General features: G+C 74.1%; 15 protein-coding genes. 14 read left to right on the top strand and 1 reads right to left on the bottom strand.

What is annotated here, in order from left to right; genetic code table 11:
• Positions 1-61: 61 nt before the first annotated feature.
• The 13 genes from ACIP9H_RS07165 to ACIP9H_RS07105 all read left to right on the top strand — a co-directional run bounded on the left by ACIP9H_RS07165 (position 62) and on the right by ACIP9H_RS07105 (position 13,013).
• Positions 62-1,231, top strand: coding sequence for an inositol-3-phosphate synthase (locus ACIP9H_RS07165; RefSeq protein WP_401582071.1), 1,170 nt, complete (start codon positions 62-64; stop codon positions 1,229-1,231).
• Entirely contained in the window at positions 1,228-2,391 is a 1,164-nt protein-coding gene (locus ACIP9H_RS07160; RefSeq protein WP_401582069.1) for an SCO3242 family prenyltransferase, read from the top strand. The genes ACIP9H_RS07165 and ACIP9H_RS07160 overlap by 4 nt, the downstream gene beginning before the upstream one ends.
• Entirely contained in the window at positions 2,388-3,245 is an 858-nt protein-coding gene (locus ACIP9H_RS07155; RefSeq protein ID WP_401582066.1) for a sugar phosphate isomerase/epimerase family protein, read from the top strand. Before ACIP9H_RS07160 ends, ACIP9H_RS07155 begins: the two co-directional genes overlap by 4 nt.
• Positions 3,242-3,871, top strand: a complete 630-nt coding sequence (locus ACIP9H_RS07150; RefSeq protein ID WP_401582063.1) for an EboA domain-containing protein — start codon at positions 3,242-3,244, stop codon at positions 3,869-3,871. The genes ACIP9H_RS07155 and ACIP9H_RS07150 overlap by 4 nt, the downstream gene beginning before the upstream one ends.
• The gene (locus tag ACIP9H_RS07145) at positions 3,871-4,719 is read left to right on the top strand and encodes a TatD family hydrolase (protein ID WP_401582060.1); all 849 of its coding nucleotides are present in this window, start codon (positions 3,871-3,873) and stop codon (positions 4,717-4,719) included. The genes ACIP9H_RS07150 and ACIP9H_RS07145 overlap by 1 nt, the downstream gene beginning before the upstream one ends.
• A gap of 13 nt (positions 4,720-4,732) precedes the next feature.
• Positions 4,733-5,902, top strand: a complete 1,170-nt coding sequence (gene eboE / locus ACIP9H_RS07140) for a metabolite traffic protein EboE (RefSeq protein WP_401582057.1) — start codon at positions 4,733-4,735, stop codon at positions 5,900-5,902.
• Positions 5,899-7,287 (top strand): nucleotide pyrophosphatase/phosphodiesterase family protein, encoded by a 1,389-nt coding sequence (locus tag ACIP9H_RS07135; protein ID WP_401582055.1) that lies wholly within the window; start codon positions 5,899-5,901, stop codon positions 7,285-7,287. The genes eboE and ACIP9H_RS07135 overlap by 4 nt, the downstream gene beginning before the upstream one ends.
• A 34-nt stretch (positions 7,288-7,321) precedes the next feature.
• Positions 7,322-8,410: a sugar phosphate isomerase/epimerase family protein gene (locus tag ACIP9H_RS07130; protein ID WP_401957979.1), complete on the top strand. Its 1,089-nt coding sequence runs from the start codon at positions 7,322-7,324 to the stop codon at positions 8,408-8,410.
• A gap of 293 nt (positions 8,411-8,703) precedes the next feature.
• Positions 8,704-9,282, top strand: coding sequence for an RNA polymerase sigma factor (locus ACIP9H_RS07125; protein ID WP_401582049.1), 579 nt, complete (start codon positions 8,704-8,706; stop codon positions 9,280-9,282).
• Complete coding sequence (locus tag ACIP9H_RS07120; protein WP_401582047.1) at positions 9,279-10,211, top strand: zf-HC2 domain-containing protein; 933 nt, start codon at positions 9,279-9,281, stop codon at positions 10,209-10,211. The genes ACIP9H_RS07125 and ACIP9H_RS07120 overlap by 4 nt, the downstream gene beginning before the upstream one ends.
• Positions 10,212-10,240: 29 nt before the next feature.
• The gene (locus ACIP9H_RS07115; RefSeq protein ID WP_401582395.1) at positions 10,241-11,032 is read left to right on the top strand and encodes an ABC transporter ATP-binding protein; all 792 of its coding nucleotides are present in this window, start codon (positions 10,241-10,243) and stop codon (positions 11,030-11,032) included.
• Positions 11,029-12,375 (top strand): hypothetical protein, encoded by a 1,347-nt coding sequence (locus tag ACIP9H_RS07110; protein ID WP_401582044.1) that lies wholly within the window; start codon positions 11,029-11,031, stop codon positions 12,373-12,375. Before ACIP9H_RS07115 ends, ACIP9H_RS07110 begins: the two co-directional genes overlap by 4 nt.
• A gap of 8 nt (positions 12,376-12,383) precedes the next feature.
• Positions 12,384-13,013 (top strand): hypothetical protein, encoded by a 630-nt coding sequence (locus tag ACIP9H_RS07105; RefSeq protein ID WP_401582394.1) that lies wholly within the window; start codon positions 12,384-12,386, stop codon positions 13,011-13,013.
• 89 nt (positions 13,014-13,102) lie between these two features.
• On the opposite strand, the gene ACIP9H_RS07100 is transcribed toward ACIP9H_RS07105, so the two are convergent.
• Entirely contained in the window at positions 13,103-13,549 is a 447-nt protein-coding gene (locus tag ACIP9H_RS07100; protein ID WP_401582042.1) for a universal stress protein, read from the bottom strand.
• A gap of 350 nt (positions 13,550-13,899) precedes the next feature.
• On the opposite strand from ACIP9H_RS07100, the gene ACIP9H_RS07095 reads away from it, so the two are divergent.
• The gene (locus ACIP9H_RS07095; RefSeq protein ID WP_401582039.1) at positions 13,900-14,478 is read left to right on the top strand and encodes an MEKHLA domain-containing protein; all 579 of its coding nucleotides are present in this window, start codon (positions 13,900-13,902) and stop codon (positions 14,476-14,478) included.
• Positions 14,479-14,501 lie beyond the last annotated feature (23 nt).

Here is a 14,501-nt window from a genome sequence, read left to right as displayed (position 1 = left end):
GCACCCCATGAGCCGGCGGCGGGCGGGGAGACGCCGTGCCCCCGCCCGCCGCCCCCACCCCATGCAGCAGGGAGAGGCAGCCGTGACGAATCCGCACGCCCAGGCACTGGACCGCCCGTCGCCCGACCGCACCGGAGTGTGGCTCATCGGAGCCCGCGGCTCCGTCGCCACCACCGCCGTCGCCGGTTGCGCGGCGGTCACCGCCGGGCTCCACCCGGCGACCGGCATGGTGACCGAGACCCCACCCTTCGCTGACGCCGGGCTGCCGGCGCTGTCCTCCCTGGTCTTCGGCGGACACGACACGGCTGCCTGCCCGCTGGGCAAGCGGGCCGAACTCCTCGCGGAGGCCGGCGTCCTCCCGCACGGCCTGCCGTCCGCACTCCACGCCGAACTGGCCGCCGCCGACAGTGAGATCCGCAGCGGCGGACCCCTGCCCGGCGACACCCGCGGCGACGACGAACTGATCGCGGCGTTCGCGGCGGACATCACCGCCTTCACCCGCCGCCACGCCCTCGGCCGGACGGTCGTCGTCAACGTGGCCTCCACCGAGCCCGTGCCCGAACCCGGCAGCACCCGGCTGCCGGCGAGCTCCCTGTACGCCGCCGCGGCGATCGAAGCGGGATGTTCCTACGTCAACTTCACCCCCTCCACCGGGATACGGACCGCCGCGCTCACCGACGCGGCCGGCGCACGCGGGCTTCCGCACGCCGGACGGGACGGGAAGACCGGGCAGACCCTGCTCCGCTCCGTCCTCGCCCCGATGTTCGTCCAGCGCGCGCTCTCGGTACGGTCCTGGTCCGGCACCAACCTGCTCGGCGGCGGCGACGGGGCAGCGCTCGCGGACCCCGCGGCGGCCGCGGCCAAGAACGCGGGGAAGGAACGCGTCCTCGCCGACATCCTCGGCGGCGCCCCCGAGGGCGAGGTGCACATCGACGACGTCCCGGCCCTCGGTGACTGGAAGACCGCCTGGGACCACATCGCCTTCGACGGCTTCCTCGGCACCCGCATGGTGCTGCAGACCACATGGCAGGGGTGCGACTCCGCCCTCGCGGCTCCTCTCGTCCTCGACCTCGCACGGCTGGTCGCGCGCGCCCACGAAGCCGGGCTGACCGGCCCGCTGCCGGAATTCGCCTTCTACTTCAAGGACCCCGACCCGGGTGCCCCCGCGGCCCTCGCCGACCAGTACGCCGCGCTCCTCACCCTCGCCGAACGGCTGGGGGAGTCACGGTGACGCCCCCACCGGGCAGGCGGGCCTCCGCCGTCGCCGACGACGGGGCCCCGACGACGGGGGATCCGCGCGCCCCGCAGGGGCGGGCCGAAGTACGCGACGACGGCAGGCCGGCGGTCGGCGCCGCACGGCCGCCCGCACCGGTCGCCGATGCCCCGGCACCAGCCGCGCGGTTCTGGGCCTGGGCCGAACTGCTGCGCATCTCCGCCCTGTTCACCGTGCCCGGCGACGCCCTCGCGGGCGCGGCGGCCGCCGGGAGGCGCCCGCACCGCGGCACGTTGCTCGCCGTCGGCACCTCGCTGTGCCTGTACCACGCGGGTATGGCCCTCAACGACTACGCGGACCGCGACGAGGACGCCGTCGACCGCCCCCACCGCCCCATCCCGTCCGGCCGGATCACACCTGCCGCCGCCCTGACGGCGGCCGGGGTGCTCACCGTGGCCGGGCTGGCACTCGCCCGCCGCGCGGGGCGCGCCCCGCTGGCCGCCGCCACGGCCCTGGCGGCGACGGTCTGGTCGTACGACCTGGGACTGAAGCACACCCCGGCAGGCCCGGCCGCCATGGCGTCGGCCCGCGCGCTGGACCTGCTGCTCGGCGCGACGGCGACCCGGCCCCGCGCGTTCGCCGCCGCCCTGCCCCACGCGGGAATCCTCGGCGCCCACACCTACGCCGTCACCTCGGTGTCCCGGCACGAGGCACACGGCGGTTCCACCGCGGCGCCGCTGGCGGCGGTGGCCGTGACGGCGGGCATCGCCGGTGTCACCGCCGGCGGTGCCGGGGCGCTCCGTTCACTGCGTGGCTACCGGCGGTCCGCGCGCGACGCGGCCCTCCCCGCGTCCGCGGGCCCGCGCCGCCCCGATGCCGGTGCGGCGCGGGCCCTCCCTCCCGCCCGACCCGTGACCGGACGACCGGAGCTCGCGCCCCGGGCCGTCGCCGCCCTGGCGGCGGCCTCGTACGCCCGTACCGCCCTCACTCCTCTCGTCCACGCCGCGCTCAACCCCTCCCCGCAGCTGACCCAGCGGGGAGTCGGCGCCGGAATCCGCGCCATGATCCCGCTGCAGGCGGCTCTCGCGGCACGGGCGGGCGCGGGAACCACCGCGCTGGCCGTTCTCGCGCTCGGTCCGCTCGCCCGTCGGCTGGCCCGGAAGGTGAGCCCCACATGACCCTGCGTTTCGGTTACGGGACCAACGGCCTCACCGACCTCCGCCTCGACGACGCCCTCACCCTCCTTGCCGACCTCGGCTACGACGGCCTCGGACTCACCCTCGACCACATGCACCTGGACCCCCTCGCGCCCGATCTCACCGACCGCACCCGCCGCCTGGCGGGGCGTCTGGACCGGCTCGGTCTCCAGGTCACCGTCGAGACCGGCGCCCGCTACGTCCTGGACCCGCGGCGCAAGCACGGCCCCTCCCTCCTCGACCCCGACCCAGACGCCCGTGCCGCCCGCACCCGCCTTCTCGTGCGGGCCGTCCAGGTCGCGGCGGACCTCGGCGCCCACGCCCTGCACTGCTTCAGCGGCATCACGCCCGACGGCACCCCGTCCGCTGTCGCCTGGGACCGGCTCCGATCCGCCCTCACCCCTGTCCTGGACGCCGCGGCCACCGCGGACGTGCCGCTCGCCGTCGAACCCGAGCCGGGTCATCTCCTGTCGTGCCTCGACGACTTCCACCACCTGCGCTCCCTCCTCGGCGACCCCGGGCCGCTCGGCCTCACGCTCGACATCGGCCACTGCCAGTGCCTGGAGCCGGCGACCCCGGCCGACTGCGTGACACAGGCCGCACCCTGGCTGCGGCACGTCCAGATCGAGGACATGCGCCGCGGCGTCCACGAACACCTCCCCTTCGGCGACGGCGAGATCGACTTCCCGCCCGTCCTGCAAGCCCTCGCCGCCACCGGCTACCAGGGCCTGACCGTGGTCGAACTGCCCCGCCACTCCCACGCGGGCCCCGAACTCGCGCGCACCTCCCTCGATTTCCTGCGCTCCCACGCCCCCACGATCGGAGCAACGGCATGACCGCACCCACCCGCGAGAACCTCCGCAACCGGCTCGACAACGACGCCCGGACCTGGCTCGACACGGCCCTCGCCGACGCCGCACTCAGTGCCGCCGCGTCCTGGGACGCCCCCGGCCCGAGGCGCACCGTGGCCCCCTGGGAACTGCGCTTCGCCTCCGCCGGCCGCCACTGCGGCCAGGAGCAGGCCGACGCCGTGCGCGTCCTCCTGCTGCGCGAGGCACGCCCCGACGCCCGGACCCTGACCCGGCTGTACCAGCAGGGCGCCGCCGCGGAACGGCGTGCGGTCCTCCTGGCCCTGCCCCACCTGGCACCCGCCCCCGCGGACGGACTGCCCCTCGTCCAGGACGCGCTGCGCACCAACGACACCCGGCTGGTCGCCGCCGCCGTCGGCCCCTACGCCGCCGAGCACCTCGACCCGCCCGCCTGGCGTCAGGCCCTCCTGAAGTGCCTGTTTACAGGGGTGCCCCTGGACGCGGCCGACCGGCTCGAAGACCGCGCCAGAGGCGACACGGAACTGGCCCGCATGCTCGGCGACTACGCCGCCGAACGCACCGCCGCGGGCCGGCCCGTCCCCGCCGACCTGCACCGCCTCCTCGCCCTGACGTCCCCCACGGAGGAGTCCTGATGCGCATCTTCGACCCCCACATCCACATGACCTCCCGCACCACGGACGACTACCAGGCGATGTACGACGCCGGTGTCCGCGCCCTGGTCGAACCCTCCTTCTGGCTCGGACAGCCCCGTACCTCGCCCGAGTCCTTCTTCGACTACTTCGACTCCCTCCTCGGCTGGGAACCCTTCAGGGCCGCGCAGTACGGCATCGCCCACCACTGCACCATCGCGCTGAACCCCAAGGAGGCCAACGACCCGCGCTGCACCCCCGTCCTGGACGCCCTGCCCCGCTACCTCGTCAAGGACAACGTCGTCGCCGTCGGGGAGATCGGCTACGACTCCATGACACCGGCGGAGGACACGGCACTGGCCGCCCAGCTCCAGCTCGCCGCCGACCACGGACTGCCCGCCCTCGTGCACACCCCGCACCGCGACAAACTCGCCGGGATGCGGCGCACCATCGACGTCGTCCGCGAGTCGTCGCTCGACCCCGAGCACGTCCTCCTGGACCACCTCAACGAGACCACCGTCAAAGAGGCCGCCGACAGCGGCTGCTGGCTCGGGTTCTCCGTCTACCCCGACACCAAGATGGACGAGGACCGCATGGTCGCCGTGCTGAAGGCCCACGGCACGGAGAAGGTGCTCGTCAACTCCGCGGCCGACTGGGGAAAGAGCGACCCCCTCAAGACCCGCCGCACCGCCGACGCCATGCTCGCCGCCGGCTTCGGTGCGGACGACGTCGACCAGGTCCTGTGGCGCAACCCGGTGGCCTTCTACGGCCGCAGCGGCAGGCTCCATCTGGACACCCCCGAAACCGGGGCCCTGCACGAGGGCAACTCCCTGCTCCGCGGCGGGGAATGAGGGGACGGCCACCATGCGCTTCCGCCACCCGGACGGTTCCGTCGTCCACTTGTCCTACTGCACCAACGTGCACCCCGCCGAGACGCTCGACGGCGTCCTCGCCCAGCTCCGCGACCACTGCGAACCCGTGCGCAAGCGCCTCGGCCGCGACCGCCTCGGCATCGGCCTGTGGCTCGCCAAGGACGCCGCGCGCGCCCTGCACACCGATCCGGCGTCGCTGCGCGGACTGCGCGCCGCCCTGGACAGCCGGGGCCTCGAGGTCGTCACCCTCAACGGCTTCCCGTACGAGGGGTTCGGCGCCCAGGAGGTCAAGTACCGGGTCTACCGGCCGGACTGGACCGAACCCGAGCGCCTCGCCTACACCAGCGTCCTGGCCGACCTGCTCGCCGCCCTGCTCCCGGACGACGTCACCGAGGGGTCCGTCTCCACCCTCCCGCTCGCCTGGCGCACCCTCTTCGACGAGCGCGCCGCCGCGACCGCCCGCGCCGCCCTCACCACCCTCGCCCAGCGTCTCGACGCGCTCGCCGAGCTCACCGGGAAGTCCATCAGGATCGCCCTGGAACCCGAGCCGGGCTGCACCATCGAGACCACCGCCGACGCGATCGGCCCTCTCACGGACCTCGCCCAGCCCCGCATCGGCATCTGCGTCGACACCTGCCATCTCGCCACCTCCTTCGAAGAACCGGTCGCGGCGCTGAACGCACTCGCCGCCGCCGGCATCGCCATTCCCAAGGTCCAGCTCTCCGCCGCACTGCACGCCGAACACCCCGAACTCCCCGGCGTGCGCGACGCACTCGCCGCCTTCGCCGAACCCCGCTTCCTGCACCAGACCCGCACCCGCACCGCCGGCGGCCTCCTCAGCACCGACGACCTCCACGAGGCCCTCACCCCGGACGCCCTCCCCACCGGCGCACCATGGCGCTCGCACTTCCACGTGCCCCTGCACGCACCACCGGCACCACCCCTCACCTCCACTCTCGGCGTCCTGAAGGACGCCCTGGGCCGCCTCGTCGGCGGTCCCGTACCGCTCACCCACCACCTGGAGGTCGAGACCTACACCTGGCAGGCACTCCCCGCCGAACTGCGGCCGCGCACCCGCGCCCAGCTCGCCGACGGGATCGCCGCCGAACTCGGCCTCGCCCGTGACCTCCTGCACGACCTCGGCCTCAAGGAACTGCCATGAACGCGACCGCCGGGCCGACCCCGCTCCTCGTCCTGGACGTCGTCGGCCTCACACCGCGGCTGCTGGAGCACATGCCGCACCTGGCACGCTTCGCCGACGCCGGCTCCCGGGCCCCGCTCGGCACGGTGCTGCCGGCCGTCACCTGCGCCGCACAGTCCACCTTCCTCACCGGCGCACCTCCCTCCGAACACGGCATCGTCGGCAACGGCTGGTACTTCCGCGAGCTCGGCGACGTCCTGCTGTGGCGCCAGCACAACGGTCTGGTCGCCGGCGACAAGCTGTGGGACGCCGCCCGCCGCGCCCACCCCGGCTACACCGTCGCCAACATCTGCTGGTGGTACGCGATGGGTGCCGACACCGACATCACAGTCACCCCGCGCCCCGTCTACTACGCCGACGGCCGCAAGGAACCCGACTGCTACACCCGCCCGCCGGACCTCCACGACGAACTCACCCAGGGGTTCGGCACCTTCCCCCTCTTCCGCTTCTGGGGCCCGGGCGCCGACATCGTCTCCAGCCGCTGGATCATCGACGCCACCCGGCACATCCTGCGCACCCGCACTCCCGACCTCGCCCTCTGCTACCTCCCGCACCTCGACTACGACCTCCAGCGCTACGGCCCGGACGACCCGCGCTCCCGCCGGGCCGCCACCGACCTGGACACGGCGATGGCCCCGCTCCTCGACGACGCCCGGCGCGAAGGCCGCACCGTGGTCGTCCTGTCGGAGTACGGCATCACGCCGGTGAGCCGACCGGTCGACATCAACCGGGCCCTGCGCCGCGCCGGCCTGCTCGAGGTCCACACCCAGGACGGCATGGAGTACCTCGACCCGATGGCCTCCCGTGCCTTCGCCGTCGCCGACCACCAGATCGCCCATGTGTACGTGCGCCGCCCCGAGGACCTGGAGGCCACCCGCGCGGCCCTGGCGGACCTGCCCGGGATCGCCGAACTCCTCGACGACGAGGGCAAGAAGCGGCACGGCCTCGACCACCACCGCTCCGGCGAACTCGTCGCCGTCGCCGAACCCGACGCGTGGTTCACGTACTACTACTGGCTCGACGACGACCGGGCGCCCGACTTCGCGCAGCTTGTCGAGATCCACCGCAAGCCCGGCTACGACCCCGTCGAGCTGTTCATGGACCCCGTCGACCCCTACGTCCGCGTCAAGGCGGCGACGGCGCTCGCCCGCAAGAAGCTCGGCATGCGCTACCGCATGGCGGTCGTACCGCTCGATCCCTCGCCTATTCGCGGCAGCCACGGCCGCCTCCCGGCGAGCGACGACGAAGGTCCCCTCATCCTCTGCTCCGTCCCCCGTGCCCTCAGCGGTCGCGTCGCGGCCACCGATGTGAAGTCCCTGCTCCTGCGCCTCGCAGGACTTCACTGAACCACACGCCATCGACGACAGGGAGTTATCCACAATGCGCGGCAATAGTCGTACAAGCGGCACGCCCGGCCCGGAGCTCAGCCGCAGGCTCAGCAGGCTCAGCAGGCGCGGCATGCTCGGTGTGGCCGCCGGCGCCACCGCGGCCGCCCTCCTCGGTGCCACCGCCCCCACCGCCGCCGCCCACGACAAGGGCCACGGCGAGGATCACCACAAGGGCCACGGCAGGGGCGGCCACGGACGTCCCGTACTGCCCCCCGGCCGCCTCGGCATCCAGCTCTACTCGCTGCGCGACAAGGTCTCCACCCTCGGCTTCGCCCCGGTCTTCGCCGAGCTCGCGAAATACGGCTACGACGAGGTCGAGTACGCCGGCTACACCCAGGGCTCCGCGGGCGCCATCACCCTCGCCCAATTGCGCGGGCTCGCCCGGGACCACGGGCTTACGGCCATCGGCAGTCATGTCGGCTACTACGACGACGGCAACCCCGGCGCCTACACCTTCGCCCAGAACCTCGCCAAGGTCCTCGACGACGCCGAGGCCCTCGGCCTGAAGCACATCGGCACGGCCTCCGGCCCCTGGCGCTACGGCAGCACCGTCGACGGATGGAAGCGCTGCGCCGAGGAGTTCAACGTGTTCGGCGCCGCCGCCAAGGCGCGCGGCATGAAGTTCTATCAGCACAACCACGCCGAGGAGTTCTCCTTCGCCACTGACCGCCCCGACGTGCGGCTCTACGACGTGCTCCTCGCCGAGACCGATCCGCGCCTGGTGTACCTGGAGATGGACATCTACTGGGCGTTTGTCGGGCAGTACCGCTTCTCCGAGCGCGTCGACGGCACCCCCGCCCCCTTCGACCCGCTGCGCTACGTCCTCCGGCAGCCCGACCGCTACCCCCTCTTCCACGTCAAGGACGGCGAGCGCAACGACGCCGCAAGCGACGGCTACGACATGGTGGACGTCGGCGACGGCGACATCGACTACGAGGGGTTCATCTCGGCCGTCACGCGCACCCGCGGCGGCCGGCAGTCCCACCACTGGCAGACCGAGCACGACTTCCCGGCGGACTCCCTGTCCTTCGCCCGCCGCTCCAGCGCGTACCTGCACGCGCTGCGCGAGAAGGACTGCTGACGGCGCTTCCTCCCGCCGTCCGCCGGAGTACCGGTGCCGCCGCCCCCGCCGAGCGGGGCGCGGCGGCACAGCCGTCCAGGCAGGCGGCGGCAGCTTTGACATCGTTGCCACCCTCTCTCCGGCCCGGATCCGCCCCCTCCATTCGGACATCGTTCGATTTGTGCGCTTTCCCGCCTCTTCGCCGACCGGTCCTTTGCGAGGATGGGGGCCGGCAGACCGGCCGCCGCCCCGCGCACCGCAGCCCGCCGCCCCCGCCGTGAACCGTCGGCGCGCGGCGGAGCGACAGAGGGAACGTGAGAGTTTTCCGCCCCCCAGGGGCCCATCAGGACGACGCCGCGCTGCTGCGCGCCGTGGCCGCCGGTGACGAGGGGGCACTGGCCGAGCTGTTCGAGCGGCATGCCGGGTGGCTGTACGCGCGGCTGCTCCGGCGGTGCCCCGATCCCGAGACCGCGCGTGATGTGCTGCAGGACACCTTCGTGAGCGTGTGGCAGTCGGCGGCGGCCCATCACGGCGGCCCGGCGGGCGGCTGGCTGTGGGTGATCGCTGCCCGGCGTCTGGTGGACGCCGAGCGGGCGCGGGCGCGCTCGGAGCGCGTGCCGCACCAACTGCCCGGCGTCATCCCCTCCGCCGAGGAGCACGTGCTCTCGGGCCTGGAGTTCGGCGACGTCGGAGCGGCACTCGACCGCATCTCCCCGGAGCTGCGCGCCGTCCTGCGCGCCACCGTCGTGGACGGGCTCACCACCCGGGAGACCGCACGACTGCTCGGCATCCCGGAAGGCACGGTCAAGACCCGCGCCATGCGGGCCCGCAGGGAGCTGCGGCTGCTGCTGGGCGACATCGGCCCGCTGGGCGGACTGGAGGGAACGGCATGAACGCATGGCACGTGAGCGGTGCGCTCGCCGCCCGGTACGCCTCCGGGGCCGTCCCGGACTCCGACGCCTGGTCGGTGGAGAAGCACGTCGAGGTCTGCGAGGCATGCGCCGGCCTGGTGTCGGCCGCCGTACGGTCCGGACCGGCCGGTCCGGTGCTGACGGCCGTCCTCGCGGACGTACGGGCCGTGACCGCGGGGCGGCAGCCCGCGGAGGCCGCCGGTCCCCGCGTCGCCGCGCGATCGGAAGCCGGCGTGCCGACGGTGGCGGGGGCGCCGCGTCCCGGCCCGGTCGCCCGCCTGGTCAGGGCCGGGGGGCCGGCTCTGCGCGGGCCCTGGACCGTGGCGCTGCTGCTGGTGATCGCGGTCGCGTTCGGGCTGGCCCTCGCGGGCGCGTCCGACGTGAGCCGTCCGCTGCTGCTGGCACTGGCTCCCTTCCTGCCGGTGGCGGGGGTGGCGCTGTCGTACGGGCGGCACGCGGACCCGATGCACGAGATCAACGCCTCCACTCCCGGCGGCGGGCTGCGTCTGCTGCTGACCAGGACCGCGGTCGTGCTGGCCGTCAGCATGCCCGCGCTGACCCTGGCCGGGGCACTGCTGCCCTCCGGGGCGCCGGGTCCGGGGGCGGCGACGTGGCTGCTGCCGGGTTTCGCGCTGACGCTGGCGGTGCCGGCACTCGGCTCGTTCCTGGACGGCCGGACGGCCGCCGGGATCGTCTCTGGCGGCTGGGCGCTGGCGGTGCTCACGCCCGTACTCAGGTTGTCCCGGGGCCTCACCGTGTCGGCCGACGCGCTGGCACACCATCTGACACTGCTGTCCGCCCCTGCCGCCCAGAGCGGGTGGGCGGCCGGAGCCGCCGTGTGCGCGGGACTGCTCGTCCTGCGCAGGCGCTCCTTCGACGTCGCCCACTCCGGCCGCCGGGGGCACATGTGAACGCGAACGGAACCATCGAGGGGATCGACATGACAGCGACCGGCACGGGCGTGGAGGTGACCGGACTGACGGTCCGTCACCGCAAGAGGATCGCGCTCGACGCGGTCGACCTCAGCCTGCGGCCCGGCGTGCACGGCCTGCTGGGACCCAACGGCGCGGGCAAGACCTCGCTGATCCGCGTGCTGGCGACGGTGGCCGCCCCGGCGGCCGGCCGGGTGGAACTGCTCGGGCGTGACCTGTCCGCGCACCGGGAACGCGCGGAGATCCGGCGCAGCCTCGGCTACCTGCCGCAGGAGTTCGGCTACTACCCGGGTTTCACCGTGCGCGAGTTCGTGTCGTACGTGGCCTGGCTGAAGGAGATGCCCGCGGCGGACGTGCCGCAGGCCGTGGCGCGGGCGGTCGACCGGGTGGGGCTGTCCGACCGGATCGACGCGAAGGTGAAGACGCTGTCCGGCGGCATGGTCCGGCGGGTCGGCGTCGCTCAGGCGATCGTGAACGAGCCCCGGCTGCTGCTCCTCGACGAGCCGACGGCGGGCCTCGACCCTGAGCAGCGCATGGAGTTCCGGTCGCTCCTGCGGGAGCTGGGGACGACGTCGACGGTGATCGTGTCGACCCATCTGGTCGAGGACGTCGCCGCCGCGTGCTCCGAGGTGACCCTCCTGGAGTCGGGCCGTGTCACCTATCGGGGTACCACCGCCGAACTCATCCGCCTCGGCGAGAGCGACGGCGACGGGCAGACGGATGTCAGTCCGGTCGAACGCGGCTACGCCGCCGCACTGCGCGCCCACCGCGCGGGTGTGGCCACCGGGGGGCAGCGATGAGCGCCGTCGACGTGCGGACCGGGAGTTCCGGTGGCCGGGGAACGTCCGGCGGACCGGCGCGGCCGCGTCCCCGGTCGGGACGCGTCCTGCGTACCGAGCTGATCCGCGGAATCGGACCGGCCACCGGGGCGGCGATCGCGGTCGTCGTCTGCATCGCGATGTTCGCCAAGGCGCCCGCCTGGCAGAGCCGCTGGACGGACACCACCGACCTGCTCCGGATCGCGGGCCTGCTGCTGGGCGGCCCGCTGGCCGCGGCGGCCGGCTGCCGGCAGGGCAGCCGGGAACGCCGGCTGGGCCTGCGGGACCTGCTGGCGACCACCCCCCGCCCCGCACTGCGCAGGACGCTGCTCGCCGCCGCCCCCGCAGCCCTGTGGCCGGTGGCCGGGTACCTCCTGGCCGCGGCGGTCAGCCTGCTCGCCACCTTGCCGTTCGCCGGGTACGGGCATCCGTTCGGCACGCTCCTGCTGGCCGACGCGGTCGCGCTCGGCGCGATGGGGCTGCTCGGTTTCGTCGTCGGGCGGATGGCCTCGTGGCGTCTGCTGCCGCTGCTCGTCGCCGTGATCACCTACGTCGTACTCGGTCTCCCGTCGTACCTGACCGAGGACGCGCGCTGGCTCGGCCCTGTCCAGGAGCACACCTTCGCCTGGGACCGGCCTCAGTGGTGGTTCGGTCCCGCGAGCGCGGTCTGGACCGCGGGACTCGCGGCGGCCGCGCTGCTCGCCCTGGCGGCACGGCGCCGCGCCACCGCGGTGATCCCGCTGGCGCTCGCCGTCGCCGCCGCGGTGCCCGTCGCGCGGACGGGCGACGGACTGTGGCGGCCCGATCCGGGCGCCGCACGACCGGTGTGCGACACAGGGGTCCCGAAGGTGTGCGTCAGCGCCGCCGACAGCAAGGCACTCGCCGCCGTCTCACAGGCGCTGACCGGGGTCCGCGGCCAACTGCGCGGGGTACCGGGCGCTCCCACCCGCTGGGTCGAGGGGCCGGCGCCCCTCGGGCCGCACGATGCCCGGCTGGCGGACCTCGGGGACGGGATGCGCCACGGCGAACTGCGGGATCCGGCCCGCTACGCCCACAACGCGGTCGCGAACCTCTTCGTCAGGGACTGCCCCGCCGACACCGGTACCGACGACGCCGCGGCCGCGGCCGCGAGCCGTGCCTACGACGTGGACGGTGCCGTGGTGCAGTGGCTCGCGCCGCAGCCGGGCTTCGAGGACATGAACGGGGAGGGGGCCAGGACGATGCTGCGCCACCTGCGGGAGAAGGACGCCGCCGAGCGACGCGCGTACCTCACCCGCTACCTCGCCGCCGACCGGTGCGACCTGAAGGCGGTACCGGTTCCGTGAGCACCGTGATGCCGCGGCTCGCCCACCGCGGGCCCGGCCTCTACCTGCGCTCCCGTGCGCTGCCCGCGAGTGCCGCCGCACTGATCGGAACCGCCGCCGTGACCTACTGGTCGGCGCGCCGGCTCCTCGACCTGCCGTCCCTCGGCGCGAACGCGCTGGTGCCGGTGGTGGTACTGGCCCCGCTGCTCGCGGCGGGGGCGATCGGAACCGGTCTGCACACGTACAGCGACGACCTCGACCGGACCGCGGTACGCGCCTGGTGGCCTCGGCGGCTGGCCCATCTGCTCGCGCTCACCGCGTGCGCGGCCGCGCTGCTGGCCCTCGCCCTGCCCGGCCACTCCCCGGACTTCGGGTGGTCCGCAGCGGTGCGCAATGTGCTGGGGGCCACGGGGATCTGCGCCGCGGGTGCGGCGCTGCTCGGGGCGCGGCTGAGCTGGCTGCCGGCCACCGTGTACCTGAGCGCCGTCTACCTCGCCGGCGCGCCGGGGGAACCGGGCGGCACCAGGGTGGTGTGGGCCTGGCCGCTGCAGCCGGGGCCGGTCCCCGGTGCGTGGACCACGGCCGCGGTGCTGTTCGTCCTCGGCTCCGCGCTGTACGCCTGGCTCGGGTCGCGCCCCGAACGCGAGCGGCCTGTGTGACCACGGAGGAGGAGCGGCCCGGTCCCGTGCGCGGGACCGGGCCTGCTGCCTTCACGGCCGGTTCACCGACCGGCCCGTGCGTCGCACGATCAGCCGGCGTCGGCCTCTGCGGCCTCGGCGTCCTCGGGGGCGAGGAGCACGGCTATGTCGACGCGGTGCGCGATCGCGTCGCTGACACGGGGGTTGAACAGCGCCGCCAGGGAGTTGCGGTGGTGCGGGCTGAGGACCAGCAGGTCGGCCCCGAACTTCTCGGCCTCCTCGGCGATGGTGTCGGGGACCTGCTGGACGAGGCCGGTCGCGAGCGCGCCGTCGGCCTCGATGCCGTCCTCGCGGAACCCGGCGAGCGCCTCGGCCAGGATGGCCTTGGCCTCGTCGTCGTCCTCCAACGGCAGGACCGTGTTGTACGTGACAGCGGAGGTGGCGACGTGCACGACGTGGACCTGGGCGCCGGAGAGCCGCGCGAGACCGTGGGCCATGCGCAGGGCGGAGTGGCGGGCGGGGGTGGGGTCGATGGCGACCATGATGCGCTGGAACATTGCGTCTTCATCTCCGTATCGAGCTTTGTGGAAAAGCGGCCGATCACGCGAATACCGGCCCAGTACATCTATCACCTCCGCTTTTCCCAAGAATCCCCGGTTAACGGTATGGGGGGTCCACGCCACGTCTTGGCGCTCCGTCACCCGCCCCCGATGCCCTCACGGCGACGAGGATGACGCCCCGGATGCGACGACGTGAACACGGAGCGGCCGGCACCCGGCAGGGGCGAGGCGAGGTCCGCCCACGCCTCGCACACCTGCTCGCCCCCGGATCCGGCGACCTAGAATCACTGCGGGCCGCGTCGCGACCACGTGCCCGTGCCGTGCCGCCGATCCAGTGGAGGATGTCCGTGACCGAGCCGAACAGCAGCGCGGGGACCGGAGTACCCGGGCGTACGCCGGTGGCTTCGCCCGCGGCCGCGCCCGTGTCGACCGATCCGGTGCGCGGTTCCCGGTTCGCGTCCCTGCTGCTGGACAGCCACCGCAGCCTGGTCGGGGTCGGGCTGTGCCCGCCGGTCTGGTCCTCGGAGGACGAGGCCGCGGCATGGCTCTACGAGGACGCGCCGTTCGGGCTGCTCGTGCACGACACCTCCGCCGACCCGCGGTTCGTCTACGCGAACCGCACGGCGCAGGAGTGCTTCGGTTACTCCTGGGAGGAATTCGTCGGCCTGCCCTCGCGCCTGTCGGCCGGTCCCGGCGGCCAGGAGGACCGGGAGGCACTGCTCGCGGCGGTCAACGACCGCGGTTACGCCGACGGTTACCGGGGCCTGCGGCTGGCCAAGGACGGCAGCAGCTTCTGGATCGAGGACGTCTGCATGTGGAACCTCGTGGACGCCGACGGCCAACGGCACGGCCAGGCCGCGGTCTTCGGCTCGTGGTCGCCCGTTTCGACCGTTCCGGTCCCGGCCCCGGGCGACCCGGTCGCATGAGGGGCGCCGCCCTCGTGCCGGCC

The organism is Streptomyces sp. NPDC088732 (assembly GCF_044751205.1).
Lineage (GTDB): Bacteria > Actinomycetota > Actinomycetes > Streptomycetales > Streptomycetaceae > Actinacidiphila.
This window is presented reverse-complemented; position numbering and strand designations above follow the sequence as displayed.

Bases quoted from the DNA above. Each gene is read 5' to 3' on its own strand.
- ACIP9H_RS07165 (WP_401582071.1), top strand. From the start codon at position 62: ATGCAGCAGGGAGAGGCAGCCGTGACGAATCCGCACGCCCAGGCACTG.
- ACIP9H_RS07155 (WP_401582066.1), top strand. From the start codon at position 2,388: ATGACCCTGCGTTTCGGTTACGGGACCAACGGCCTCACCGACCTCCGC.
- ACIP9H_RS07150 (WP_401582063.1), top strand. From the start codon at position 3,242: ATGACCGCACCCACCCGCGAGAACCTCCGCAACCGGCTCGACAACGAC.
- ACIP9H_RS07145 (WP_401582060.1), top strand. From the start codon at position 3,871: ATGCGCATCTTCGACCCCCACATCCACATGACCTCCCGCACCACGGAC.
- eboE (WP_401582057.1), top strand. From the start codon at position 4,733: ATGCGCTTCCGCCACCCGGACGGTTCCGTCGTCCACTTGTCCTACTGC.
- ACIP9H_RS07135 (WP_401582055.1), top strand. From the start codon at position 5,899: ATGAACGCGACCGCCGGGCCGACCCCGCTCCTCGTCCTGGACGTCGTC.
- ACIP9H_RS07130 (WP_401957979.1), top strand. From the start codon at position 7,322: ATGCGCGGCAATAGTCGTACAAGCGGCACGCCCGGCCCGGAGCTCAGC.
- ACIP9H_RS07120 (WP_401582047.1), top strand. From the start codon at position 9,279: ATGAACGCATGGCACGTGAGCGGTGCGCTCGCCGCCCGGTACGCCTCC.
- ACIP9H_RS07115 (WP_401582395.1), top strand. From the start codon at position 10,241: ATGACAGCGACCGGCACGGGCGTGGAGGTGACCGGACTGACGGTCCGT.
- ACIP9H_RS07110 (WP_401582044.1), top strand. From the start codon at position 11,029: ATGAGCGCCGTCGACGTGCGGACCGGGAGTTCCGGTGGCCGGGGAACG.
- ACIP9H_RS07105 (WP_401582394.1), top strand. From the start codon at position 12,384: ATGCCGCGGCTCGCCCACCGCGGGCCCGGCCTCTACCTGCGCTCCCGT.
- ACIP9H_RS07100 (WP_401582042.1), bottom strand. From the start codon at position 13,549: ATGTTCCAGCGCATCATGGTCGCCATCGACCCCACCCCCGCCCGCCAC.